Genomic DNA, 19,103 nt, shown 5'->3' with positions numbered 1-19,103 from the left:
CGGGTCAGGTGCCGTAGCGCCGGTGGCGGGCCGCGTAGTCGCGCAGGGCCCGCAGGAAGTCGACCTTGCGGAAGGCCGGCCAGAAGACCTCGCAGAAGTAGTACTCGGAATGCGCGCTCTGCCACAGCATGAATCCGGACAGCCGCTGCTCGCCGCTGGTGCGGATCACGAGGTCCGGGTCGGGCTGGCCGCGCGTGTAGAGGTGCTCGGCGATGTGGTCGATGTCGAGGATCTCGGCGAGCTCCTCGAACGAGGTGCCCTTCTGCGCGTGCTCCAGGAGCAGCGAGCGCACCGCGTCGGCGATCTCCTGTCGGCCGCCGTAGCCGACGGCGACGTTGACGAGTATCCCGTCGACGCCGTGGGTGGCCTCCTCGGCCTCCTTCAGGACGTTCTGGGTCCCGGCGGGCAGGATGTCGAGGTTGCCGACGTGGTGGACGCGCCAGCGGCCGTCCGCGGCGAGGCCCCGGACCGTGTTCTCGATGATGTTGAGCAGCGGCCGGAGCTCGACCTCGGGCCGGTCCAGGTTGTCCGTGGACAGCATCCACAGGGTGACGACCTCGACGTCCGTCTCGGTGCACCAGCCGAGCATCTCGGAGATCTTGTCGGCTCCGGCCTGGTGGCCCTGTTCCGTCGTGCCTCCGGACGCCTTCGCCCAGCGACGGTTCCCGTCCAGGATGACGCCGATGTGCTTGGGCGCCGCGTCATGGTCGAGGCGGCCTTCCACCCGGCGTGCGTAGAGCCTGTACACCAGGTCGCGCAGCTTCACGATCTTCCAGCCCCTCCGTGCAATGCCCCCGTGCCATTTGCGGTCTCCCCCGAGGCGGCCACATTACTGCGCGGCGGGATGGGGTACCCAACTCGGTCTGTCACAAGTCCGTGATAGGGAGGACAACGTGACTGATACCAATCCCTATCGGGCAGAGCCCTCGCGCTACGACTCCATGGAGTACCGGCGCACCGGCCACAGCGGCCTCAAGCTCCCCGCGATCTCCCTCGGCCTCTGGCACAACTTCGGCGACGACAGGTCCCTGGAGTCCCAGCGGGCGATCCTGCGCCGGGCCTTCGACCTCGGCGTCACCCACTTCGACCTGGCGAACAACTACGGACCGCCGCCCGGCTCGGCGGAGCTCAACTTCGGGAAGATCTTCGCGCAGGACTTCGCGCCCTACCGCGACGAGCTGGTCCTCTCCACCAAGGCCGGCTACTTCATGCACGAGGGGCCGTACGGCGAATGGGGCAGCCGCAAGTACCTGCTCAGCTCGCTCGACGCCTCGCTGAAGCGGATGGGCGTCGACTACGTCGACATCTTCTACTCGCACCGCTTCGACCCGGAGACCCCGCTGGAGGAGACCATGGGCGCCCTCGCGTCCGCGGTCCAGCAGGGCAAGGCGCTGTACGTGGGCGTCTCCTCGTACACGGCGGAGCAGACGGCCGAGGCCGTGCGCATCCTGCGCGACATGGGCGTGCGCCCCCTCATCCACCAGCCCTCGTACTCCATGATCAACCGCTGGACGGAGGAGGACGGGCTGCTGGACGTCCTGGAGGACGCCGGCATGGGCTGCATCTCCTTCGCGCCGCTCGCGCAGGGGTTGCTGACGGCCAAGTACCTGAAGGGCATCCCGTCGGACTCGCGCGCCGCGCAGGGCAAGTCCCTGAACCCGGACCTGCTGTCGGACGAGGTGCTCCGCCGGCTCGTCGGCCTGAACGAGATCGCGGCCCGCCGCGGCCAGTCGCTGGCCCAGCTGGCGCTCAAGTGGGTGCTGCGCGACGACCGCATGACGTCGGCTCTGATCGGCGCTTCCAGCGTGAAGCAGCTGGAGGAGAACGTGGCCGCGCTGGCGTCCGCGCCGCTCTCCGAGGCCGAGTTGAAGGAGATCGACTCCTTCGCGGTGTCCACCCCCGGCACCAACATCTGGGCCCAGCGCGGCTGACCTGCGCATTCGTCTCGCCGCCCGGTCGAAGGGCGGGGAAACGAAAAACGGGCCGGTCCGTGGGGGGGATACGGACCGGCCCGAGGGGGGGGTTCCACCATAACCCTTCGTAAAGCATGCTGCGTGCATTGGCGCGCCACGATTACGCTCCGAAACCACCCAGCAGCAATCCGGTGAGTGCGCCGACCGCCATGAAGGGGCCGAAGGCGAAGCCCTGGTCGCGGGTCGCGGCGCCGCGCAGCAGCAGGGTGAGGCCGTACAGGGCCCCGTAGAGAAGCCCCAGGAAAGCCCCCGCCGCCCATACCCCCCACCCGTACCACCCAAGAGCGACCCCCAGCGAGAGCGCCAGCTTGACGTCGCCGAAGCCCATCTCGGCGGGGTTGATCAGGTGGAGCAACAGGTACGCGCCTGCGAGCGCGCCGCCGCCCAGCAGGGCGAGCCGCCAGTCGCCTCCGGCGCGGGGCAGCGGGGCGGCCACCCCGAGCAGGGCCGCCGCCCCGGCCGCGAGCGGCAGGGTCAGTACGTCGGGCAGCCGGTGCACGGCGCGGTCGACGAGGGCGAGCAGCACGACCACCGGGGCGAGCCCCACGAAGACCACCGCCTCGGGCCGCGCCCCGACGGCTGCCCCGAGGACGGCGCAGAACGCCCCGACGAGGGCGGCCAGGGGGGCGGCGGGGCGCCCATAGCAGTGCGGGGCCCCGGCTGCGGCACCGGGGCAGCGGGCCGGGCCGAGCCAGCCCCGCACCCGGTGCCCCCGGGGGCAGCGGGTGCGCCAGGGCTCCCCCGGCTCGACGGAGAACCGGTACGCGGCACGCGGCAGCAGCCATCCCGCGGTGGCGCCGTAGCCGGCGGCGAGAACGATCAAGGCGGCACCCATGCGCCGACGGTAGCGCCGACGCGCCGCGCCAGGCGGGCCTTCCGCAACTCCGCCCCGATCGTGCAGCCCCGCCGACGATCGTGGCACGGTGCTCCGGGCCGGAATTGAAGCCCCGCCGGCGATTGAGGCGCGGGGTCCGGGGCGGAGCCCCGATCGTGCAGCCCCGCCGGCGATCGAGGCGCGGGGCGGCGCACCCTCGACGCGCCGCCCCCTACCCTGGTCGCCATGGCGAACTGGCAGGACGGCCCCGGCACCCTGCACATCGACGCGGCCCGCATCCCCCTGGAGGTCGCCGCCTCCTACCGGGCCCGCACCCGCGGCCTGCTCGGCCGGGACGGGATCGAGGGCGCGCTGCTGCTGACCCCCGCCGCGAGCGTGCACACCTTCCGGATGCGGTTCGCGATCGACGTGGCCCACCTCGACCGGAACCTCCGCGTGCTGGCCGTGGTCACCATGCCCCCGGGCCGCCTCGGGCTGCCCCGCCTCCGCTCCCGGCACGTCCTGGAGGCGGCGGCCGGAGCCATGGCCGGCTGGGGGCTGCGCCCCGGGACCACCGTCAAGGTGGACGTACCGGGGCGTCTCACGCCCGGCTAGGCGACACCCCTCCGCGGCAGTAGGTTGGGGCGGTTGAGCTGGGGCATCAGGGGAGCGGCATGACGGAGAACGCGCGGATCAAGGCGCTGGAGCAGATCATGCCGGCGACGCACGGCGCCGACGAGGACATCGACTGGCAGGCGGCCGAGGCCGCCTGGGGGACGCGGTTCCCTGCCGACTTCATTGCGTTCATGGGCCGCTTCGGCGCCGGTTCCATCAACGGCGAGGCGAGCATCCTGCTGCCGCTGCCCAAGCCGGGGCTCCAGTGGGACCCGGCGGAGATGGCCGAGGAGACCGAGAACGCCCGGCAGGCCTGGGAGGCGGAGGGCGGCCGGGCCGCCTTCGACGTGGACCCGGAGGCGATCATCGCCTGGGGCGTCACCGGCGGCTCGGACATCCTGTGCTGGCTCACCTCCGACCCGGACCCGGACCGGTGGCCGGTCCTGGTCTGCGGGCGGCACACCGCCGACTCCTTCGCGGTGTATCCGTACGGCATGGCCGAGTTCCTCCACCGGCTCTGCTCCGACGAGTTCGACGTGAGCCCCGTCAGCATCACCTTCTGGGACGGCGGGCACCTCAGCTTCGTGCACTGGCGCAAGGCCCAGCGGCGCTGGCAGGAGGGCCGCAACCCGGAGACGGGCGAGCCCGACCCGTACGCCGGCGAGTTCGCCGACTGAGCCGCGGGGCCCGTCGCGGCCCGCAGAGGCCCGTCGAGGACCTCACCCGCCCCCAGCCCGTTTCCGTGACCGGAAACGGGCTTTTCGGCAGGTCTACGCGCGTCCCATTGATGGATCACATATCGGAAAACACCAGCCGGAAAAGCCGCACTTGGAGCATTGACCACAACTACGCCCCCAATGCAATCAAGCACCCCCGCGTCGGGAGAGAATTCCGGCCAACGGGCACATCCAGTTACACCTCAGCCCGGAGCAACTCATAAGTAACAACGGGATCCAAAAGAAAATCAGGGGAATACACCCGTGCGACGAACAATCTTCGGCACGACCGCCACCACGGTCGTGCTCGGCCTGTTGATGCCGCTGGCCGGATGTGGTGGCTCCGGAGACGGTGCAGGTGACGGCGGTACGCTGCATCTGGTCGCCGCCGAATACGGCGACAGCCCGGCCACCAGTTCCAAGCCCTACTGGGACAAGATGACGGCCGATTTCACCGAGGCCAACCCCGGAATCAAGGTCGACGTCAAGCTCCTTCCGTGGGCCGACATCGACCGCGAGGTCTCCCGTATGGTCAAGGCCGGCAAGGCGCCGGACGTCGCGCTCATGGGCTCTTACTCGGACTTCGCGGCCCAGGGGCAGCTCTATCCCGCGAACGAACTGCTCTCGGTCACCGCCGAGGCGAATTTCCTCCAGCCGCTCGCCGACGCCGGGTCCGTCGGCAACACCCTCTACGGCCTGCCCTTCGTGGCGAGCAGCCGCCTCCTCTTCTACAACCAGGCGCTCTTCACCAAGGCCGGCATCAAGGAGGCCCCGAAGACCTGGTCCGAGCTCAAGGCCGCCGCGAAGGCGCTCAAGGACAAGGGTGTGTCGTATCCGTACGCCCTGCCCCTCGGCCCGGAAGAGGCGCACGCCGAGGCGATGATCTGGGAGCTGAGCAACGGCGGCGGCTACGCCGACAGCGCCGGCAACTACGCCCTGGCCTCCGATCAGAACATCAAGACGTGGGGCTGGGTCAAGGACCAGTTGGTCGCGCCCGGTCTCACCGGCCCGATCGCGCCCTCCAAGCTCAACCGCGCCGACGCCTTCGCCGCCTTCCTGCGCGGCGAGGTCGGCATGCTCAACGGCTACCCGTCGCTCGCCCACGAGGCGCGCGCCAAGGGCATCACCGTCGGCACCACCGCCATGCCCGTCTCGGACGACCTCGGGGTCGGGGAGAGCCCGCCGGCCGTCGGCGTGGCCGACTGGATGATGGCCTTCAAGCAGAACGGGAAGCGGGCGGAGATCGCCAAGTTCCTGGACTTCCTCTACCAGGACAAGAACCTGACCGAGTTCGCCGACCGCTACCACCTGCTGCCCTCCACCGTCACCGCGTCGCGCACCCCGGCCGGAGGCGGCCTGGACAAGAACGACCAGCAGTTCCTGGACGCACTGCGCGGCGCCCAGCTCTACCCGGTGAACGACCCGACCTGGCTCACGGTCAGCGACACCATCAAGCGCAACATCGGTCGCGCCGTGGAACCCGACGGCGACCCGAAGGGCGTCCTGGAGGACATCGCCGCCCAGGCGAACCAGGCCGCCAAGAAGAACTGAAAGACCCTCGACACGGACTCTCGCCCCCTGCCGCGGAGCACCCCGTGCGGCACCATGGCCCCTACGGCACTTGATCCAAGGCCGCGGCCCAGTCGCCCGCCGAGCACCCACAAGGTGCGCGGGGCGGCCGGACCCCACTCGTCAGCGCTGCTGTCCGTGGTTCGCGGCGAACGCCGTCCGGTACTGCTCGCAGCTGGAGTTCCAGCGCAGCGTGCCCGTGAGCGTCCCGTAGCCCGAACGCGTCACCGACCACTCCACCGCGTACTCACCGGTGTCACAGGCGATCCGCTTGTCGCCCGCGACCTTCTCGCGCCCGCTCGCCGGCTTCCCCGTCAGCTCCTTGCGCACCTGCGCCACCTCGACCCCCTCGGACGTCCGCAGCACGGCGCGCACGACGATCGGGTGCGTGCCCTCCTTGACCGTCACCGCCTTCTTCACCACCGTCGAGTCCGACACGGACCAGGCGAACTCGTACGAGGGCAACCACGCCAGCGTCTTCGGGTCGCCGACCCGGCGCTCGTAGTCCGGCGCGTCGGGGTGACCGGGACGCGTGACCGTCTTGTACTGGACCCCCGGGTAGAGGCGGAACTGCCCCTCCACCTTGTGCATCTCGTCCTTGGTCCACATCGACTTCATGCCCTTCTCGCCGCCTGCCGGGTCCTGGAGGTACGGCGCCTCCGCGGCCGTGGCCGGCTGGCCGAGGACGGGGGCGAGGGCCGCCGCGGCGGTGGCGAGGGCGAGGGCTGCGATGCGGGTGCGCTTCATGCCCGGCCCAACGGGACCCTCCGGCGGGCCGGAACGACGCCGGGCGCGCTTTCACCCGTACGGGAGCGGCGGCCTGCTCAGGCCTGACCGGTCTCGAAGCGGCTGATCCGGCCGCCACCGGGGGCGATGACGAAGCGCCAGGTGGTGCGCATCTCGCCCCAGGTGTCGTTGCGGTAGTTGACGAGCAGGGTGCGGCCACCGTCGGACTCGGACTGGACGTCCATGTGGCCGCCGGAGTCGAAGATCTCCCGTTCGATCCACTCGTGCAGGTCGCGTTCGGAACCGTCGTCGGACATGGTCGCGTCGGCGGTGAGGACCGCGAGGAAGGCGTCCTTGTCGTGCGCGTTGACGGCGGCGACGAGGGCGCCGACCGAGGGGTCGGACAGTCTGCCGGGGGCGATGGCCACGGGAGCCTCCTGGTGGTGCGTACGAGTGTTCCTACCAGGGAACAACGCGGCCGGCTCCGCACGGTCGACCGTCACCCGTTCGCCGGGCGGACGGCGTGTCAGGGGGCGGTGCGGACCGGGAAACCGGTGGGGCGGCCCTGCTCCTCGAGCCAGTCCAGCACCTGGTCGAGGGCGTCGACGGTCTGCGCGCGGTTGCCGCCGCCGTCGTGGAAGAGGACGGTGGGGCCGTTGCCGATCTCGCGCTTCACGGCGTCGACGATGGCGGCGGTGCCGGGCTTGCCGAAGTCCTTCGTGTCGACGTTCCAGCCGAGCGGCCGCATCCCGTGGGCGGCCGCGATGCGCCGGCTGTCGGGGGTGAACGCGCCGCCGGGGGCCCGGTAGTACTCCACCTTCGCACCACCGCCCGCGGCTTCCTCGATCAGCTTCTTCGCGTCCAGGATCTGCCGCTCCTGGTAGGCGACGGGCTTCTTGTCCATGACGGTGTCGTGGTCCATGGTGTGGTCACAGAGCCGATGGCCGGCCGCGACCACCTTCTTGACGACGTCGGGGTGGGCTTTGGCCTGCGGGCCGACCATGCAGAAGGTCGCCTTGGCGCCGTGCCGTTGGAGGACCTCCAGCACCTTCGGGGTCCAGCGGGGGTCGGGGCCGTCGTCGATGGTGATGTTGACGGCGTTCCCCCCGGCCTCCGACCCGTGGGCGATGCCCTCGGGTATCCCCTGGGGCTGCGACCCGGCGCCACCGGGGTCCGCCGGGGACACGTTCTGCTGCGTGGCCGCCTTACCCGGCTCCACCAGGGTCGCCACCCCCCACACGGTCGCCGCGACGGCGACGGCCGAGGCCACGACGACCGCCCCTGCCCGAATGCTCCGCTTGCTCTCTCCCGCCATGTCCACTCCCCATCCGCTGTGCGAGCGTTCTGTGGATCAGGACGTGCGGGTCCGCCGAGGAGTTCCAGCCAATTGGGCCTTAAATTCCACGTAATGACACCAAAGTGACCGATGGGACTTTAGTCCGTTCCCAACTCCCTTCAGCCCGCGCCTCGATCGGACCGGGCTCCGCCCCGCACCCCGCTCCTCAAACGCCGGAGGGGCTGGATTGGTGCGGCGCAGCTGGAGGGTGCGGCTTACAGATCGGGGCTCCGCCCCGGACCCCGCGCCTCAAACGCCGGCGGGGCTGGATTTGTGCGGCGTAGCTGAATGGGTGCGGTCAGGCTGGATGGGTGTGGCCAGGCTGGATGGGTGTGGCCAGGCTGGATGGTGCGTCGGCACTGGAGAGTGGAGGCGGATCAGCCGGGTCGGTTGGGGTGGGGGTGGGTGTGTGTCGGGGTGATCCCCGCAGGGTGCCGAACGCACTGCCGCCGAGCTTTCCGACGGACCCGACACGTTCGGCACCCGAGGAGACGCCCCGGCGCGCGGCCCCCCCCCCCCCCCCCCCCCCCCCCCCCCCCCCCCCCCCCCCCCCCCCCCCCCCCCCCCCCCCCCCCCCCCCCCCCCCCCCCCCCCCCCCCCCCACCCCGACCCCGCCCAAGCGGCGCAGCCAACGGGCAGCCGACAGGCGGCACCACCGACCCTCCGGTGATACCGCCTGCTGTCCTGCCGTCCGGCTGCCGCCGCTCTGGAACCGTCAGCGCGCGACGGACTCCTGCGCCGTCGGAGCGGAGGCGGCGGCGGCCTCATCCTGGACCGCGGCCGGCGCCGCAGGTCCCGCCCCGCGCAGCGGCACCTCCTTGACGAACCAGGCCGCCACGAAGCCCAGTACGGCGATGCCCGCGCCGAGCAGGAACGCCGAGTGCGTACCGGCGGCCACCGCGTGCTGGTAGGCGTCCCGCACGACCTCCGGCAGCTTGGCCAGGCTCGCCGCGTCCAGCTGCGCGGACCCCGCGGCCCCGGCCGCCTCCGGCCCCAGCCGCTCGGCCATGGTGTCCGTGACCCGGCTGGTGAAGAGGGAACCCATCAGCGCGACGCCGAAGGAGCCGCCGAGCGTACGGAAGAGGGTCGCCGATGACGAGGCGACGCCCATGTCCTTCATCTCGACGCTGTTCTGCGCGACCAGCATGGTGATCTGCATCAGGAAGCCGAGCCCGGCGCCGAGGACGGCCATGTAGAGCCCGGACACCAGGCGGGTGGTGTCGGTGTCCATCGTCGCGAGCAGGAACAGCCCGACGACCATCAGCGCGCCGCCGACGATCGGGAAGATCTTGTACTTGCCGCTGCTGGTGGTGACGCGGCCCGCGATCAGCGAGACGACCATCATCGAGAGCAGCATCGGCAGGAGCAGCAGGCCCGAGTTGGTGGCGGACGCACCCTGCACCGACTGCTGGAACAGCGGCAGGTACAGCACGCCGCCGAACATCGCGAAGCCGACCAGGAAGCCGATCACCGACATGAGGGTGAAGTTGCGGCTGCGGAAGATGTGCAGCGGCATGACCGGCTCTTCGGCCTTGGTCTCGGCGTAGAGGAAGGCGGCGGTCGACAGCACGCCGACGACGATCAGGCCGATGATCTGGCCGGAGTCCCAGGCGTACTCGGTACCGCCCCAGGTCGTGACGAGCACGGTGGAGGTGATGGCGATGGTCAGCAGGGCCGCGCCGAGGTAGTCGATCTTCGGGCGGACCCCCGGCTCCGTCTTCTTCGGCAGGTGCAGCACCGCCGTCACCATGGCGAGCGCCACGGCGCCGAGCGGCAGGTTGATGTAGAAGGACCAGCGCCAGCCCATGTGGTCGGTGATGGTGCCGCCGACGAGCGGGCCGCCGATCATGGCGAGGGCCATCACCCCGGCCATCATGCCCTGGTACTTGCCGCGCTCACGGGGCGGGATCAGGTCGCCGATGATCGCCATGACGCCGACCATCAGACCGCCGGCGCCGAGGCCCTGGATCGCGCGGAAGCCGATCAGCTGGCCCATGTCCTGGGCCATGCCGCTCAGCGCGGAGCCGATCAGGAAGATGACGATCGAGGTGAGGAAGGAACCCTTCCGCCCGTACATGTCGCCGATCTTGCCCCAGATGGGAGTGGAGGCCGCGGTGGCCAGCGTGTACGCGGTGACCACCCAGGAGAGGTGCTCCAGGCCGCCGAGCTCGCCGACGATCGTGGGCATCGCGGTGCCGATGATCATGTTGTCGAGCATCGCGAGCAGCATCGCGATCATGAGCGCCATGAGGACGACCCGTACGCTGCGCGGCTTCACCTCCTCCGAAGTCGCCGCAGGCTTGACTGAGTCCACCATGTCCACTCCCCTGGCCCTACTACTCGCACTTCGTCCCGCACCGGCACTTACTTGCCGCCCGGCTAGTTCACTACACTGGGGACGGTAGACCCGTAACTAGCCGGGCGTCAAGTAAGTAATTTGGGGAGAGCCATGTCCAGCAGCAGTCCGCAGCGCCGCCGTGGCGACACGCGTCAGCGCATCCAGGACGTCGCGCTGGAGCTCTTCGTCGAGCAGGGGTACGAGAAGACGTCGCTGCGCGAGATCGCGGAGCGGCTGGAGGTCACGAAGGCGGCGCTGTACTACCACTTCAAGACCAAGGAAGACATCATCATCAGCATCTTCGAGGACCTGACCCGGCCCATCGACGAGCTGATCACGTGGGCCGAGGAGCAGCCGCGCACCCTGGACACCAAGCGCGAGGTGCTGCGCCGCTACAGCGAGGCGATGGCGGCGGGCGCGGCGCTGTACCGGTTCATGCAGGAGAACCAGGCGACCATGCGCGAGCTGAGCATCGGCGAGACGGTGAAGGCACGGCTGTTCCGCCTGGTGGAGCTGCTGCGCACGCAGGACGGTCCGTTGACGGACCAGGTCCGCTGCGTCAGCGCGCTGTTCACGCTGCACGCCGGGATGATGTTCCTCCAGCACGTGGAGGGCGACCCGGAGGAGACCCGCCTGGCCGCCTTGGAGGTCGCCACGGACCTCATCACCCAGGCCCACCACCACGCGTAGCCCCCGGCCCGACCCGGCGGGGTCGGTGGGCGGGTACGTAGGTATTCCTACTCATGTCCTGCCATCTGATCCCCCGTACGTTACGGGGGATCTGATGGCGTGTGACGCGGGAGGGAAACATGGGGCTCAGCCCCGAGTGGGAGAAGCTGTTCGAGGCTTCCCCCCGGATGAGCCTGGCTTCGGCAAACGCACCCGCAGGGGGCGGCGGCGCCGGCGGGGACAGCAAGGACCTCGACGTGAGTCAGGGGCCGTGGACCAGGGCCTCCGGCGTCTCCGCCGAACTCACCGTCACCGCCAACACGGCCCTGACTCGGCTGGACAGTGCGCACGAAGGCGTCGTCCCCACGCTCGAGGGCTTCATGTTGCCCGCGGTTCTCGGCGAGGTCCGCACGTCCTGGAAGGGCCGCATCGAGGACGTCCGGGCCGAGTGCACGCGCCTGGAGGGCGCGTTGAAGACCGCGGGCAAGGATTTCGGCGAGGTCGATCAGCGCGTGAAGGACGGGTTCGGCACCCTCCACCCCGGCGGAGCGGACGCCGAGCACCGCGCGGTCAAGGGCCGGTAGCACCCGATGATGACCTGGCAGCACCTGAAGGACCTCAAGCGGACCGAGTACGAGGAGGCTGCAGACGGCTGGGGCGAAGTCAGCAGCCGCGCCTACGCGGCCAAGGAACGCGTCGAGAACGAGATGCTCGGCAAGCTTCGCGACACGCAGACGGCGCAGACCGCCGATGCGGCCCTCGGCGACCTCAGCCGGCTGGCCCGCAACTTCCAGTACATCCACGCCGAGTGCGGGCTCGTCCGTACCGCCCTGAACGGCTTCGCCGCCGAAGTGGCCGCTCCGCAGAGCCTTCTCAAGGCGGCTCTGGAGGACGCTGAGGGCTACGGCTTCACCGTCCACCAGGACGGCTCGGTCTCGTACCCGGCCGGCACCCCGTCAAGCCCGTACCTCAAGCCCACCGAGGCGGGCACGGCCGGCCCGTCCCCCGTCGGCCCGCTGCTCCCGGGGACGAGCAACCCGCTGTCCCCGGCGCCCAACGGCGGCCTGGTCATCAACCCGAACAAGGCCAAGGCCGAGGGCATAGCGCAGCGCATAGCCTCCGCGTGCCGCACGGCGGCGGAGATCGACTCCCGCTACCGCACCACCCTCTCCGAGCTCAAGGCGGAGCGCGGGCTGCGCGTCGACGACAAGGTCTGGGCCGATGCGGCAAAGGACCTCCAGCGCACGCGCGAGGCCGCCGGTACGTACCTCAAGGACGCGGACATCCCGCACGGCAAGTCCCCCGCGGAGAACGCCGCCTGGTGGAACGGCCTCAACCAGGAGCGGCGGGACGAGTACATCTCCCTCTACCCTGCGAGCGTCGGAGCCCTGGACGGCATCCCGTCGGAGGTCCGCGACACGGCGAACCGCGTCGTCCTCGCCGAGAACCACGGCACCCGCCAGGTGGAATTGGACGCCTGGCGCGGCAAGGAGCCGCCCCGATACGAGAAGTACATCAGCCCGATCACCGGCCGCGAGGTCAAGGGCGCGCAGATCGAGTCGAAGGCATGGAAGGACTGGGACGAGAAGCGCAAGGAGATGCAGGACCGGCTGGACGGGATGCAGCACGTCCAGGACCGGCTCACCTCGTCCGAGGCCGGCCGCCGGCCGGAGGGCTACCTCCTGGGCTTCGCCGACCCCAAAGGCGGCCAGGCTATCGTGTCGATCGGCAACCCGGACAAGGCGGACAACGTGGTGACGTACGTGCCGGGGACGTACTCGACGCTGGCGGGCATCGACGGTGACCTCACACGAGCCGAGGACCTCCAGAGGAAGGCAAGGGACGCGGATCCCGGACGGGAGACGGCATCGATCCTCTGGCTCGGTTACGAGGCACCGCAGAGCATCGTGCCGGAGGCCGCCAGCGACAGCTGGGCCAACGCCGCGAAGGACCCGCTGAATCGGTTCCTCACCGGGGTCGACACTGCCCACACCGACGGCCCGGTGAACTCCACCGTGCTTGGCCACAGCTACGGAACCCTGGTCGCGGGCAAGGCCCTGGCCGAGAACCCGGACCTGCCCGTGGACAACGTCATCTTCGTCGGCAGCCCGGGCGTGGGCGTGGACCACGCGAAGGACCTGGGGGTCCCCCGGATAAGGTGTGGGCGGCCACGGCCGACCACGACCTCATCAACTGGGCCCCTTCCCCTGACGCGGTCGCCGGCGCGTGGCTCGGACCCCTCTACCCGCCGGGGCTCATCGAGCTCCTCGATGACCACTCCATCCTGTACGGAACGGACCCGTCCACGGATGACTTCGGCGGCCGGACCTTCGGTGTGGCCCCCGGCAAAGAGGTCGGCGAGGGTGGGGAGTTCATGCCCGCGCACTCGCAGTACTGGGAAGGCGAGTCCCTCGGGCACATGGCGGACATCGTGACAGGGAAGGCGAAATGAATCGCCGCACAAGGACGGCAGCAGCGCTGACCGGGCTCGCGTTCGCCCTCACAGCATGCTCGGGAGCAGGGGAGCAGAAGAAAGTGGTCATGGACGATCAGCAGGTCATCGCCCGCGCCGAGGAGATCGTCCGGCAGACGTTGGGTGCCATGTCGCCGAAGCCCACCCCGAAGCGTGACGGCCGGTACGGGGCCGGTGCATGCCTCGCCGACCACGGCAAGAGCGATCGCCAGCAGGTCCACATCAGCTACCGGCTCGAAGGCGTTCCCGGCTCGGCCGGACGGCAGCTGGTCCGCCAGGCCCGCGATGCGTGGGTCGGGCTGGGCCACAAGTTCCAGAGCGCCACGTCCGACGGCGACTGGGCGGATCCGGGCACGGGCGTGCACATGCGCACGGTTCCCGACGACTACTGGATGAGCATCCAGAACAGCGTCACGGACCCGGCGACCGGCGACGGTACCGCCATCCTCACCGTCACCTCCCCCTGCTACGTCCCGACGGCAGGCGCGTCGACCTCCCCCACCGCGCAATCGCAGTCCCCGTCCCAGTCGCAGTCGCAGTCGCAGTCCGCCGACGAGGCCTCTCAGCAGGCAGTGCTCGCGCACTCCAGCCGGATCTACGACGCGCTGCGAGTCCGGCACGACGCGGCCGGCGGCGAGGACCTGCGTACGGTGGAGAACGAGGGCGCGACGTACGTCCACCACGCCTGGGGGACCGAGCCCCTGGACGAAGACCGTGCGGCCCGGGCGATGGGTCGGGCGCAGGCGTACTTCGAGGCTCCGGCTGGCGGGTCCGCAGCATCGCGGGCCGCCTCGTCGCCCTCAACCCCGCCGACGAAGTGGCGGCCCAGCTGGCACGGGCGGACCACGGAGGCCTGAACGTCGGCGTCACCGGCCCCGCCACCCCAGTCCTGCAGGGCCCCGCTCCGGCATGACCTGCCCCCGGCGGGTCGCGGCAGCAATCCGCGATGCCGGGCCCGTCGGCCGCGTCCCGGCTGCGCGGGGCAAGATCAACTGCCTGCCGACGTCGGCGTGGTGGCGGACCAGAACTCGTCCTGAACGTCCGGCCGCTGCGGGAATTCTCCCTTCCGGTCCGGGGTGTTGGGCTTGCCGGTGGGCTGGCCGACGGAGGAGTCGGTCAGGCAAGGCGTGGCCGCCTTCAGGAAGAACTGCCCCTGGCCGGCGACCTGGACCTCCAGGCTGTAGCCGTCGGGAGTACTGGCGTAGATGGCGGGGAAGGTCGGGCTCTTGCGCACGTTGGTGATCTTGTAGCCGCGCCCCTTCCAGGCCCTCTCGATGATGCCCAGCAGGGCACCCCGGCGCTGTTCAGGGAAACGATGGTCAGGACGGTGATCGACCGGTCGGCGGCCCCCATGCCCGTCGCGTTGCCTAGAACGTCCGTGCAACCGGCGTCCGAGGACGGACCGTGGTTCCACTTCACTTCCGGCTGTACGGCGGCCAGGGTCTCCTGGAGGATGGCGTCGGCGCGATCGGCGCCCTGCTGCAGCTGCATGGGGGGTCCTCTTGGCTGTTCCGTCGTCGGCAATCTGCCCACAGCCGGCAATGAGAGCTGCCAGTGCGAGGAGCGCGCCTGCGGTGCGGGGTGGCTTCATCGGGGCTCCTCGGTGCTGGTGTCCTGGGCGTGCCCCGCGACGATCAGCGCGATGTTGGTCGCGGACTCTTTGTCCTTCGTGGGATTGAAGTAGTTCGAGTGGGCGGCCATGGGGCCGTCGCCCCCGACGATGGACCTGGGCCCGTCGTCCACCTTGAATCGGTGGGCACCGAAGAAACCCTCTGCCCCGATGACGACGCCTCCGATGAGTGCTCCGCTGCCCACGAGGACGATGTCGTCGACGCCCGGGACCCCGCCGCTGTGCGGCGCCGCCTGGCCCACGGTCAGCGATCCGTACAGGAGGCGCGGACCGCGGCCAGCGCGGCCGTGGCGGAGAGGCCCGCCGTACCGGCCTCGATTCCCTCGTGGGCGGCGGCCATCTTGCCCGGGCCCTCCGCGGTGGTGATGCGCAACTCGCCGGCCGCCACCGCGGCCTTGGACCAGGGCCCGCCGGAGTGGGCCAGGTCCTCTCCACCGCCGCCGCCCGGGGCGTGCGCCGACGCGAGTCGCATCGCCGCCGGTTCGCCGAACAACTCCTGCCAGCGCGCCGGCAGATCCGTCTGTGTACGCATGCGCCGTTCCGCTCCCCCTGGGCGCTCCCCGCGCCCCCGCGTCGTACGAAACCAACACCGCGTTCTCGAACGCAAGCTCAGAGGGCGGCGACATGGGGATTGACCTGCGGTGACGTAGCAGCCGGGACCGGGGCCGGCAAGGGGTGGACGTACTCAGGTGCAGGCCCGGCGCCTGAGCCCCAGCACCCACCGGGCCCCGGCGCCGGAGTGGGCGCCGGGGGCGGGCGGGTCAGCGCAGGCGGCGGTCCTCGGGCGTGATCGGGACGTCGTTGATGCTGGCCTCGCGGCGGCTCATCAGGCCGTCGGGGGCGAACTCCCACTGCTCGTTGCCATGGCTGCGCCACCACTGGCCGGTGGCGTCGTGCCACTCGTACTCGAAGCGGACCGAGATGCGGTTGCCGGTGAAGGCCCAGAGCTCCTTGCGCAGGCGGTAGTCGAGCTCGCGCTCCCACTTGTCGGCGAGGAACGCACGGATCTCGGCGCGGCCGACGAGGAAGCGGTCGCGGTTGCGCCAGACCGAGTCCTCCGTGTACGCGAGGGCGACGCGCTCGGGGTCGCGGCTGTTCCAGGCGTCCTCGGCGGCCTGGACCTTGGCTCGGGCGGACTCTTCGGTGAAGGGGGGGCAGGGGCGGACGCGTCATGGCGGATCCTCCGGGAGGGGAGTGATGAGAACGATCGTTCTCCGCTCTGGAGTCTAGGAGAACGGTCGTTCTCGCCGCAAGCACAAACGGGCTACCCTGCCTTCATGGACGACGAAGAGGCACGGACCCGACTGCTCGACGCGGCGGAGGAGCTGTTCTACCGGCACGGCATCCAAGCCGTCGGCATGGACCGCGTCCGCACCGCCTCCGGCGTCCCCCTCAAGCGCCTTTACCGACTCTTCCCGGCGAAGGAATCCCTGGTCACCGCCTACTTGGAACGCCGCGACCAGCGCTGGCTGGACTCCCTGCGCACGGCGGCGCTGGCCCCGGCGGAGCCGCGGGCGCGGGTGCTGGCGGTGTTCGACTGGCTGGCGGACTGGTTCACCGAGCCCGACTTCCGGGGCTGCGCGTTCCTTAACACGTACGGGGAGCTGGGCGCGGCGACGCCGGAGATCGTGCGGGTCCACAAGGCGGAACTCCGCGCCCTGCTGGCCGACCTGACCGCCGACCCGGCCCTCGCCGACCAGCTCCTGATCCTGACGGAGGGGGCGACGGCGGTGGCCGCGCTGAACCCGGGCCCGGAGCCGGCGCACCGGGCCCGGGAGATCGCGGAACTCCTCCTCCCGGTCATGTAACTCAGGTCACATCCACTCGGTCCGCGAAGCTGTCACATCCGGGCCGCAGTTTCCGTCAAAGCTGTGTAACGGTCCACACGGCAAGGAGAGAACGATGGAAGCGCGTCTCAACTTCTTCGGCAACGCGGTCGCGAACAAGTTCGCCCGGTACATCAACTCCGCCGGCAAGGTCATCTCGGACTCGACCCTGCCGCACGCCACGCAGGAGCTGGTGAAGCTCCGGGCCAGCCAGATCAACGGCTGTGGGTTCTGCACCGACATGCACTTCAAGGACGCCTCGCACGCCGGGGAGGACCCGATCCGGCTCAATCTGGTCGCGGCCTGGCGCGAGGCGAAGGTGTTCACCGACGCCGAGCGGGCGGCCCTGGAGCTGACCGAGCAGGGCACCCGCATCGCCGATGCGGCCGGCGGGGTCACGGACGAGGCCTGGGCCGAGGCGGCCAAGTACTACGACGAGGACCAGCTGGCCGCGCTGGTCTCGCTCATCGCGTTGATCAACACGTACAACCGCATGAACGTGATCGTCCAGCAGCCGGCGGGCGACTACCAGCCGGGCCAGTTCGACTGATCGCGCACGGCACGCGCGGCGCGGACCCGCGCCCCGCAGGCCCCCCGCCCCGCAGGCCCCCCGCCCCGCGGACCCTCGCCGGACCGGCCCCCACAGGGGAGGGGCCGGTCCGGGGGCCGGGCTGGGTACGCGTACTCACGACAGACCCCCGGATCCTCCCGACCATGGGAGGAGTCCACACGCCCCGGGGGGAACCGATGACCGCTCGCACGCTCGTCCGCCTGACCTTCGCCAACCCGGCCTCGGCGACCTACCTGGGCCTCGTCGGCGTCGTCGTGGCGATCGCCACGGCCGTCACGCTGTTCGCCCCGGACCCCGGCTTCATCTGGGTGTTCCCCGCCCTGTTCGCGTTCCCGCTGTTCTTCTTCGTGACGCTGGTCGAGGGAGCGTTCCGCGGGGAAGGACAGCCCGAGACGTGGCTCCTCCTGACCGAGCTCGTCCTGTGCGTACTGGCCCAGTCGCTCGCCCTCGGCACACTGGTGGAAGGCCTGCGCGGCCGCCTCCGACGCGGCGTTCCCCGCACTCCGACCGGCCGGTAGGGCGCGCCTGCACCCACGGGCGGGACGCCCTGATGGCCTGGGGTGTGAAAGCGGACGTGGCGGTCCAGCGGCGGCATCTCTGCGGCCCCTCAGCCGCCGTCGGCGCTGCGGGGGAAGGTGATCTCGACGCGGCGGTTCTTCTTGCGGCCTTCCTCGGTGCTGTTGTCGGCGATCGGGTAGTCCTCGCTGTACCCGCGGACGTCGAAGACGACGCTGGGATTGGTGACGGTCTTGGAGAGCTCGGCCTGCACGGCGTCGGCGCGCTGCTTGGACAGCTCCTTGCCGTGCTCGTAGCTGCCCTGGTCGTCGGTGAAGCCGAACACCCGTACGCGGGTGGCCTTCTGCGTGTTGATCTCGGCGGCGATGGCCTGGATCCGGGCGGCGGCCTGGGCGTTGAACACGGCGCTGTTCTCCGGGAACAGCACCTCGGACTGCAGGGCCATCATGACGGTCTGGTTCGTCTCCTGCCGCCGCTGCTCCCCACCGAGGTCCTCGACGACCTCGGCGATGTCCAGCACCTTGACGGGGGCGAGCGTCCCGCCCTGCGGGATCTTGAGCCCGGGGGCGTTGGATTCGATGGCCACGGGGGCGGAGGCGGACGGCTCGGTGCCGGGGGGTACGGATGGCTTCACGTCATCGGCGTAGGCGGCGGTGGCCGCGATCAGGTTGGCGCCGGCTATGACGAGACCGGCTACGGCCGTTGCGGCGATGGTGCGGTGGCTATTTGTCATGGGGTCACCCGGAAACCTTGACGACGGCCGTGGCGAAAGTGGGGAGGCTGAACTCAACCTCGGTGGTGTTCGTCGGTGGCGCAGGGAACTGGATGAAAATGGGCACGGTCTGCCCTGGTCCCACACTGGAGATCCCTGTCGTGCAAAGGCACCTTCCGTCGGTGTCCCGCAGCACGTAGTAGCGCTTCTTGGCCGTCTTGTCCACGAGGGTCGCCCCAGCCACTGACTCGCCGCTCTGCGTCAGCTCATTGCCCCGCCAGGCCGCCGTACCGACAAAGGATTCCTTGCCGTTGTTCTTCAACTGCCCGTTCACGGTGAGGAATCCACCTGCATCACGCGTCGCCGAGTTGATGGTCAGCACCATGCCATTCGCTCCGTCCGCGGTGGCGATGATCTGCGGCGGCGCTGAACTCTGCCCCTGGCTGGGCGCGGCCTGTGAGCCTGCCCCCTGAGACTGCGGGGCGTTGGGCTTCTGAGGATCCTTCGCCTTCCCGTCGTCGCCGCCACCGCATCCGGCCAACGTGAGTGCCATGACCGCCGCAACCGCGACGGCCGCTCCCCCGCGGACGTTCACCGTGTGCCGAATGCTCATGTGTGC

General features: G+C 70.4%; 22 protein-coding genes and 1 pseudogene. 11 read left to right on the top strand and 12 right to left on the bottom strand.

All coding sequences use genetic code 11. The features are described 5' to 3' along the window. Nucleotides 1-4: 4 nt before the first annotated feature. Nucleotides 5-766, bottom strand: coding sequence for an isoprenyl transferase (locus tag ACFYP3_RS28040; protein WP_388838128.1), 762 nt, complete (start codon nucleotides 764-766; stop codon nucleotides 5-7). Nucleotides 767-893: 127 nt separating this feature from the next. Here ACFYP3_RS28040 and mgrA point away from each other — a divergent pair, with 127 nt between their 5' ends. Beyond that, the gene (gene mgrA / locus ACFYP3_RS28035) at nucleotides 894-1,931 is read left to right on the top strand and encodes an L-glyceraldehyde 3-phosphate reductase (protein ID WP_388838125.1); all 1,038 of its coding nucleotides are present in this window, start codon (nucleotides 894-896) and stop codon (nucleotides 1,929-1,931) included. A 142-nt stretch (nucleotides 1,932-2,073) separates the two neighbouring features. Here the strand turns inward: mgrA and ACFYP3_RS28030 are convergent, their stop codons facing one another. Next, entirely contained in the window at nucleotides 2,074-2,808 is a 735-nt protein-coding gene (locus tag ACFYP3_RS28030; protein WP_388838122.1) for a prepilin peptidase, read from the bottom strand. 225 nt (nucleotides 2,809-3,033) lie between these two features. On the opposite strand from ACFYP3_RS28030, the gene ACFYP3_RS28025 reads away from it, so the two are divergent. From ACFYP3_RS28025 to ACFYP3_RS28015, 3 genes are all read left to right on the top strand, one after another. Further along, nucleotides 3,034-3,402, top strand: a complete 369-nt coding sequence (locus ACFYP3_RS28025) for a DUF192 domain-containing protein (protein WP_388838119.1) — start codon at nucleotides 3,034-3,036, stop codon at nucleotides 3,400-3,402. A gap of 59 nt (nucleotides 3,403-3,461) precedes the next feature. Continuing rightward, nucleotides 3,462-4,079 (top strand): SMI1/KNR4 family protein, encoded by a 618-nt coding sequence (locus ACFYP3_RS28020; RefSeq protein ID WP_388838116.1) that lies wholly within the window; start codon nucleotides 3,462-3,464, stop codon nucleotides 4,077-4,079. A 357-nt stretch (nucleotides 4,080-4,436) separates the two neighbouring features. Beyond that, a complete protein-coding gene (locus ACFYP3_RS28015; RefSeq protein WP_388838184.1) occupies nucleotides 4,437-5,669 on the top strand; it encodes an extracellular solute-binding protein in 1,233 nt (410 codons plus the stop codon). A 141-nt stretch (nucleotides 5,670-5,810) separates the two neighbouring features. On the opposite strand, the gene ACFYP3_RS28010 is transcribed toward ACFYP3_RS28015, so the two are convergent. The 4 genes from ACFYP3_RS28010 to ACFYP3_RS27995 form a co-directional block, all read right to left on the bottom strand. After that, the gene (locus ACFYP3_RS28010; RefSeq protein WP_388838113.1) at nucleotides 5,811-6,434 is read right to left on the bottom strand and encodes a hypothetical protein; all 624 of its coding nucleotides are present in this window, start codon (nucleotides 6,432-6,434) and stop codon (nucleotides 5,811-5,813) included. 77 nt (nucleotides 6,435-6,511) lie between these two features. After that, the gene (locus ACFYP3_RS28005; RefSeq protein WP_388838110.1) at nucleotides 6,512-6,841 is read right to left on the bottom strand and encodes a nuclear transport factor 2 family protein; all 330 of its coding nucleotides are present in this window, start codon (nucleotides 6,839-6,841) and stop codon (nucleotides 6,512-6,514) included. Between the two features lie 98 nt (nucleotides 6,842-6,939). Then, on the bottom strand, nucleotides 6,940-7,728 hold the full coding sequence (locus tag ACFYP3_RS28000; protein ID WP_388838107.1) for a polysaccharide deacetylase family protein: 789 nt from the start codon (nucleotides 7,726-7,728) through the stop codon (nucleotides 6,940-6,942). Nucleotides 7,729-8,464: 736 nt separating this feature from the next. Beyond that, nucleotides 8,465-10,066: an MDR family MFS transporter gene (locus tag ACFYP3_RS27995; RefSeq protein ID WP_388838104.1), complete on the bottom strand. Its 1,602-nt coding sequence runs from the start codon at nucleotides 10,064-10,066 to the stop codon at nucleotides 8,465-8,467. A gap of 132 nt (nucleotides 10,067-10,198) precedes the next feature. Between ACFYP3_RS27995 and ACFYP3_RS27990 the strand changes: the two genes are divergently transcribed. The 4 genes from ACFYP3_RS27990 (at nucleotide 10,199) to ACFYP3_RS27975 (ending at nucleotide 14,086) form a co-directional block, all read left to right on the top strand. After that, nucleotides 10,199-10,777, top strand: a complete 579-nt coding sequence (locus ACFYP3_RS27990; RefSeq protein ID WP_388838101.1) for a TetR/AcrR family transcriptional regulator — start codon at nucleotides 10,199-10,201, stop codon at nucleotides 10,775-10,777. Between the two features lie 119 nt (nucleotides 10,778-10,896). After that, nucleotides 10,897-11,340 carry a hypothetical protein gene (locus ACFYP3_RS27985; RefSeq protein WP_388838098.1) on the top strand — a complete coding sequence of 148 codons (444 nt, stop codon included), beginning with the start codon at nucleotides 10,897-10,899 and terminating at the stop codon, nucleotides 11,338-11,340. 9 nt (nucleotides 11,341-11,349) lie between these two features. Beyond that, complete coding sequence (locus tag ACFYP3_RS27980) at nucleotides 11,350-13,191, top strand: alpha/beta hydrolase (protein WP_388838095.1); 1,842 nt, start codon at nucleotides 11,350-11,352, stop codon at nucleotides 13,189-13,191. 106 nt (nucleotides 13,192-13,297) lie between these two features. Next, nucleotides 13,298-14,086, top strand: a complete 789-nt coding sequence (locus ACFYP3_RS27975) for a hypothetical protein (protein ID WP_388838092.1) — start codon at nucleotides 13,298-13,300, stop codon at nucleotides 14,084-14,086. Nucleotides 14,087-14,217: 131 nt separating this feature from the next. On the opposite strand, the gene ACFYP3_RS27970 is transcribed toward ACFYP3_RS27975, so the two are convergent. The 4 genes and pseudogenes from ACFYP3_RS27970 to ACFYP3_RS27955 form a co-directional block, all read right to left on the bottom strand. Further along, nucleotides 14,218-14,463 carry a hypothetical protein gene (locus ACFYP3_RS27970; RefSeq protein WP_388838089.1) on the bottom strand — a complete coding sequence of 82 codons (246 nt, stop codon included), beginning with the start codon at nucleotides 14,461-14,463 and terminating at the stop codon, nucleotides 14,218-14,220. 353 nt (nucleotides 14,464-14,816) lie between these two features. Beyond that, nucleotides 14,817-15,101 (bottom strand): hypothetical protein, encoded by a 285-nt coding sequence (locus ACFYP3_RS27965; RefSeq protein ID WP_388838087.1) that lies wholly within the window; start codon nucleotides 15,099-15,101, stop codon nucleotides 14,817-14,819. A gap of 2 nt (nucleotides 15,102-15,103) precedes the next feature. Then, a complete protein-coding gene (locus ACFYP3_RS27960) occupies nucleotides 15,104-15,391 on the bottom strand; it encodes a hypothetical protein (protein WP_388838084.1) in 288 nt (95 codons plus the stop codon). A gap of 229 nt (nucleotides 15,392-15,620) precedes the next feature. Then, a pseudogene (locus tag ACFYP3_RS27955) lies at nucleotides 15,621-16,019 on the bottom strand (nuclear transport factor 2 family protein); the annotation flags it as partial. A 117-nt stretch (nucleotides 16,020-16,136) separates the two neighbouring features. Here ACFYP3_RS27955 and ACFYP3_RS27950 point away from each other — a divergent pair. From ACFYP3_RS27950 to ACFYP3_RS27940, 3 genes are all read left to right on the top strand, one after another. Then, entirely contained in the window at nucleotides 16,137-16,667 is a 531-nt protein-coding gene (locus ACFYP3_RS27950; protein ID WP_388838081.1) for a TetR/AcrR family transcriptional regulator, read from the top strand. 94 nt (nucleotides 16,668-16,761) lie between these two features. Beyond that, complete coding sequence (locus ACFYP3_RS27945) at nucleotides 16,762-17,235, top strand: carboxymuconolactone decarboxylase family protein (protein ID WP_388838078.1); 474 nt, start codon at nucleotides 16,762-16,764, stop codon at nucleotides 17,233-17,235. A gap of 197 nt (nucleotides 17,236-17,432) precedes the next feature. Further along, nucleotides 17,433-17,774, top strand: coding sequence for an SCO4225 family membrane protein (locus ACFYP3_RS27940; protein WP_388838075.1), 342 nt, complete (start codon nucleotides 17,433-17,435; stop codon nucleotides 17,772-17,774). Between the two features lie 89 nt (nucleotides 17,775-17,863). Here the strand turns inward: ACFYP3_RS27940 and ACFYP3_RS27935 are convergent, their stop codons facing one another. Beyond that, nucleotides 17,864-18,505 carry an OmpA family protein gene (locus tag ACFYP3_RS27935; protein WP_388838072.1) on the bottom strand — a complete coding sequence of 214 codons (642 nt, stop codon included), beginning with the start codon at nucleotides 18,503-18,505 and terminating at the stop codon, nucleotides 17,864-17,866. Nucleotides 18,506-18,509: 4 nt separating this feature from the next. Continuing rightward, entirely contained in the window at nucleotides 18,510-19,097 is a 588-nt protein-coding gene (locus tag ACFYP3_RS27930) for a hypothetical protein (RefSeq protein WP_388838070.1), read from the bottom strand. Nucleotides 19,098-19,103 lie beyond the last annotated feature (6 nt).

The organism is Streptomyces sp. NPDC005533, assembly GCF_042871845.1.
Taxonomy (GTDB): domain Bacteria; phylum Actinomycetota; class Actinomycetes; order Streptomycetales; family Streptomycetaceae; genus Streptomyces.
The sequence above is the reverse complement of the archived record's forward strand: the minus strand, read 5'-3'. Positions and strand labels throughout refer to the sequence as shown.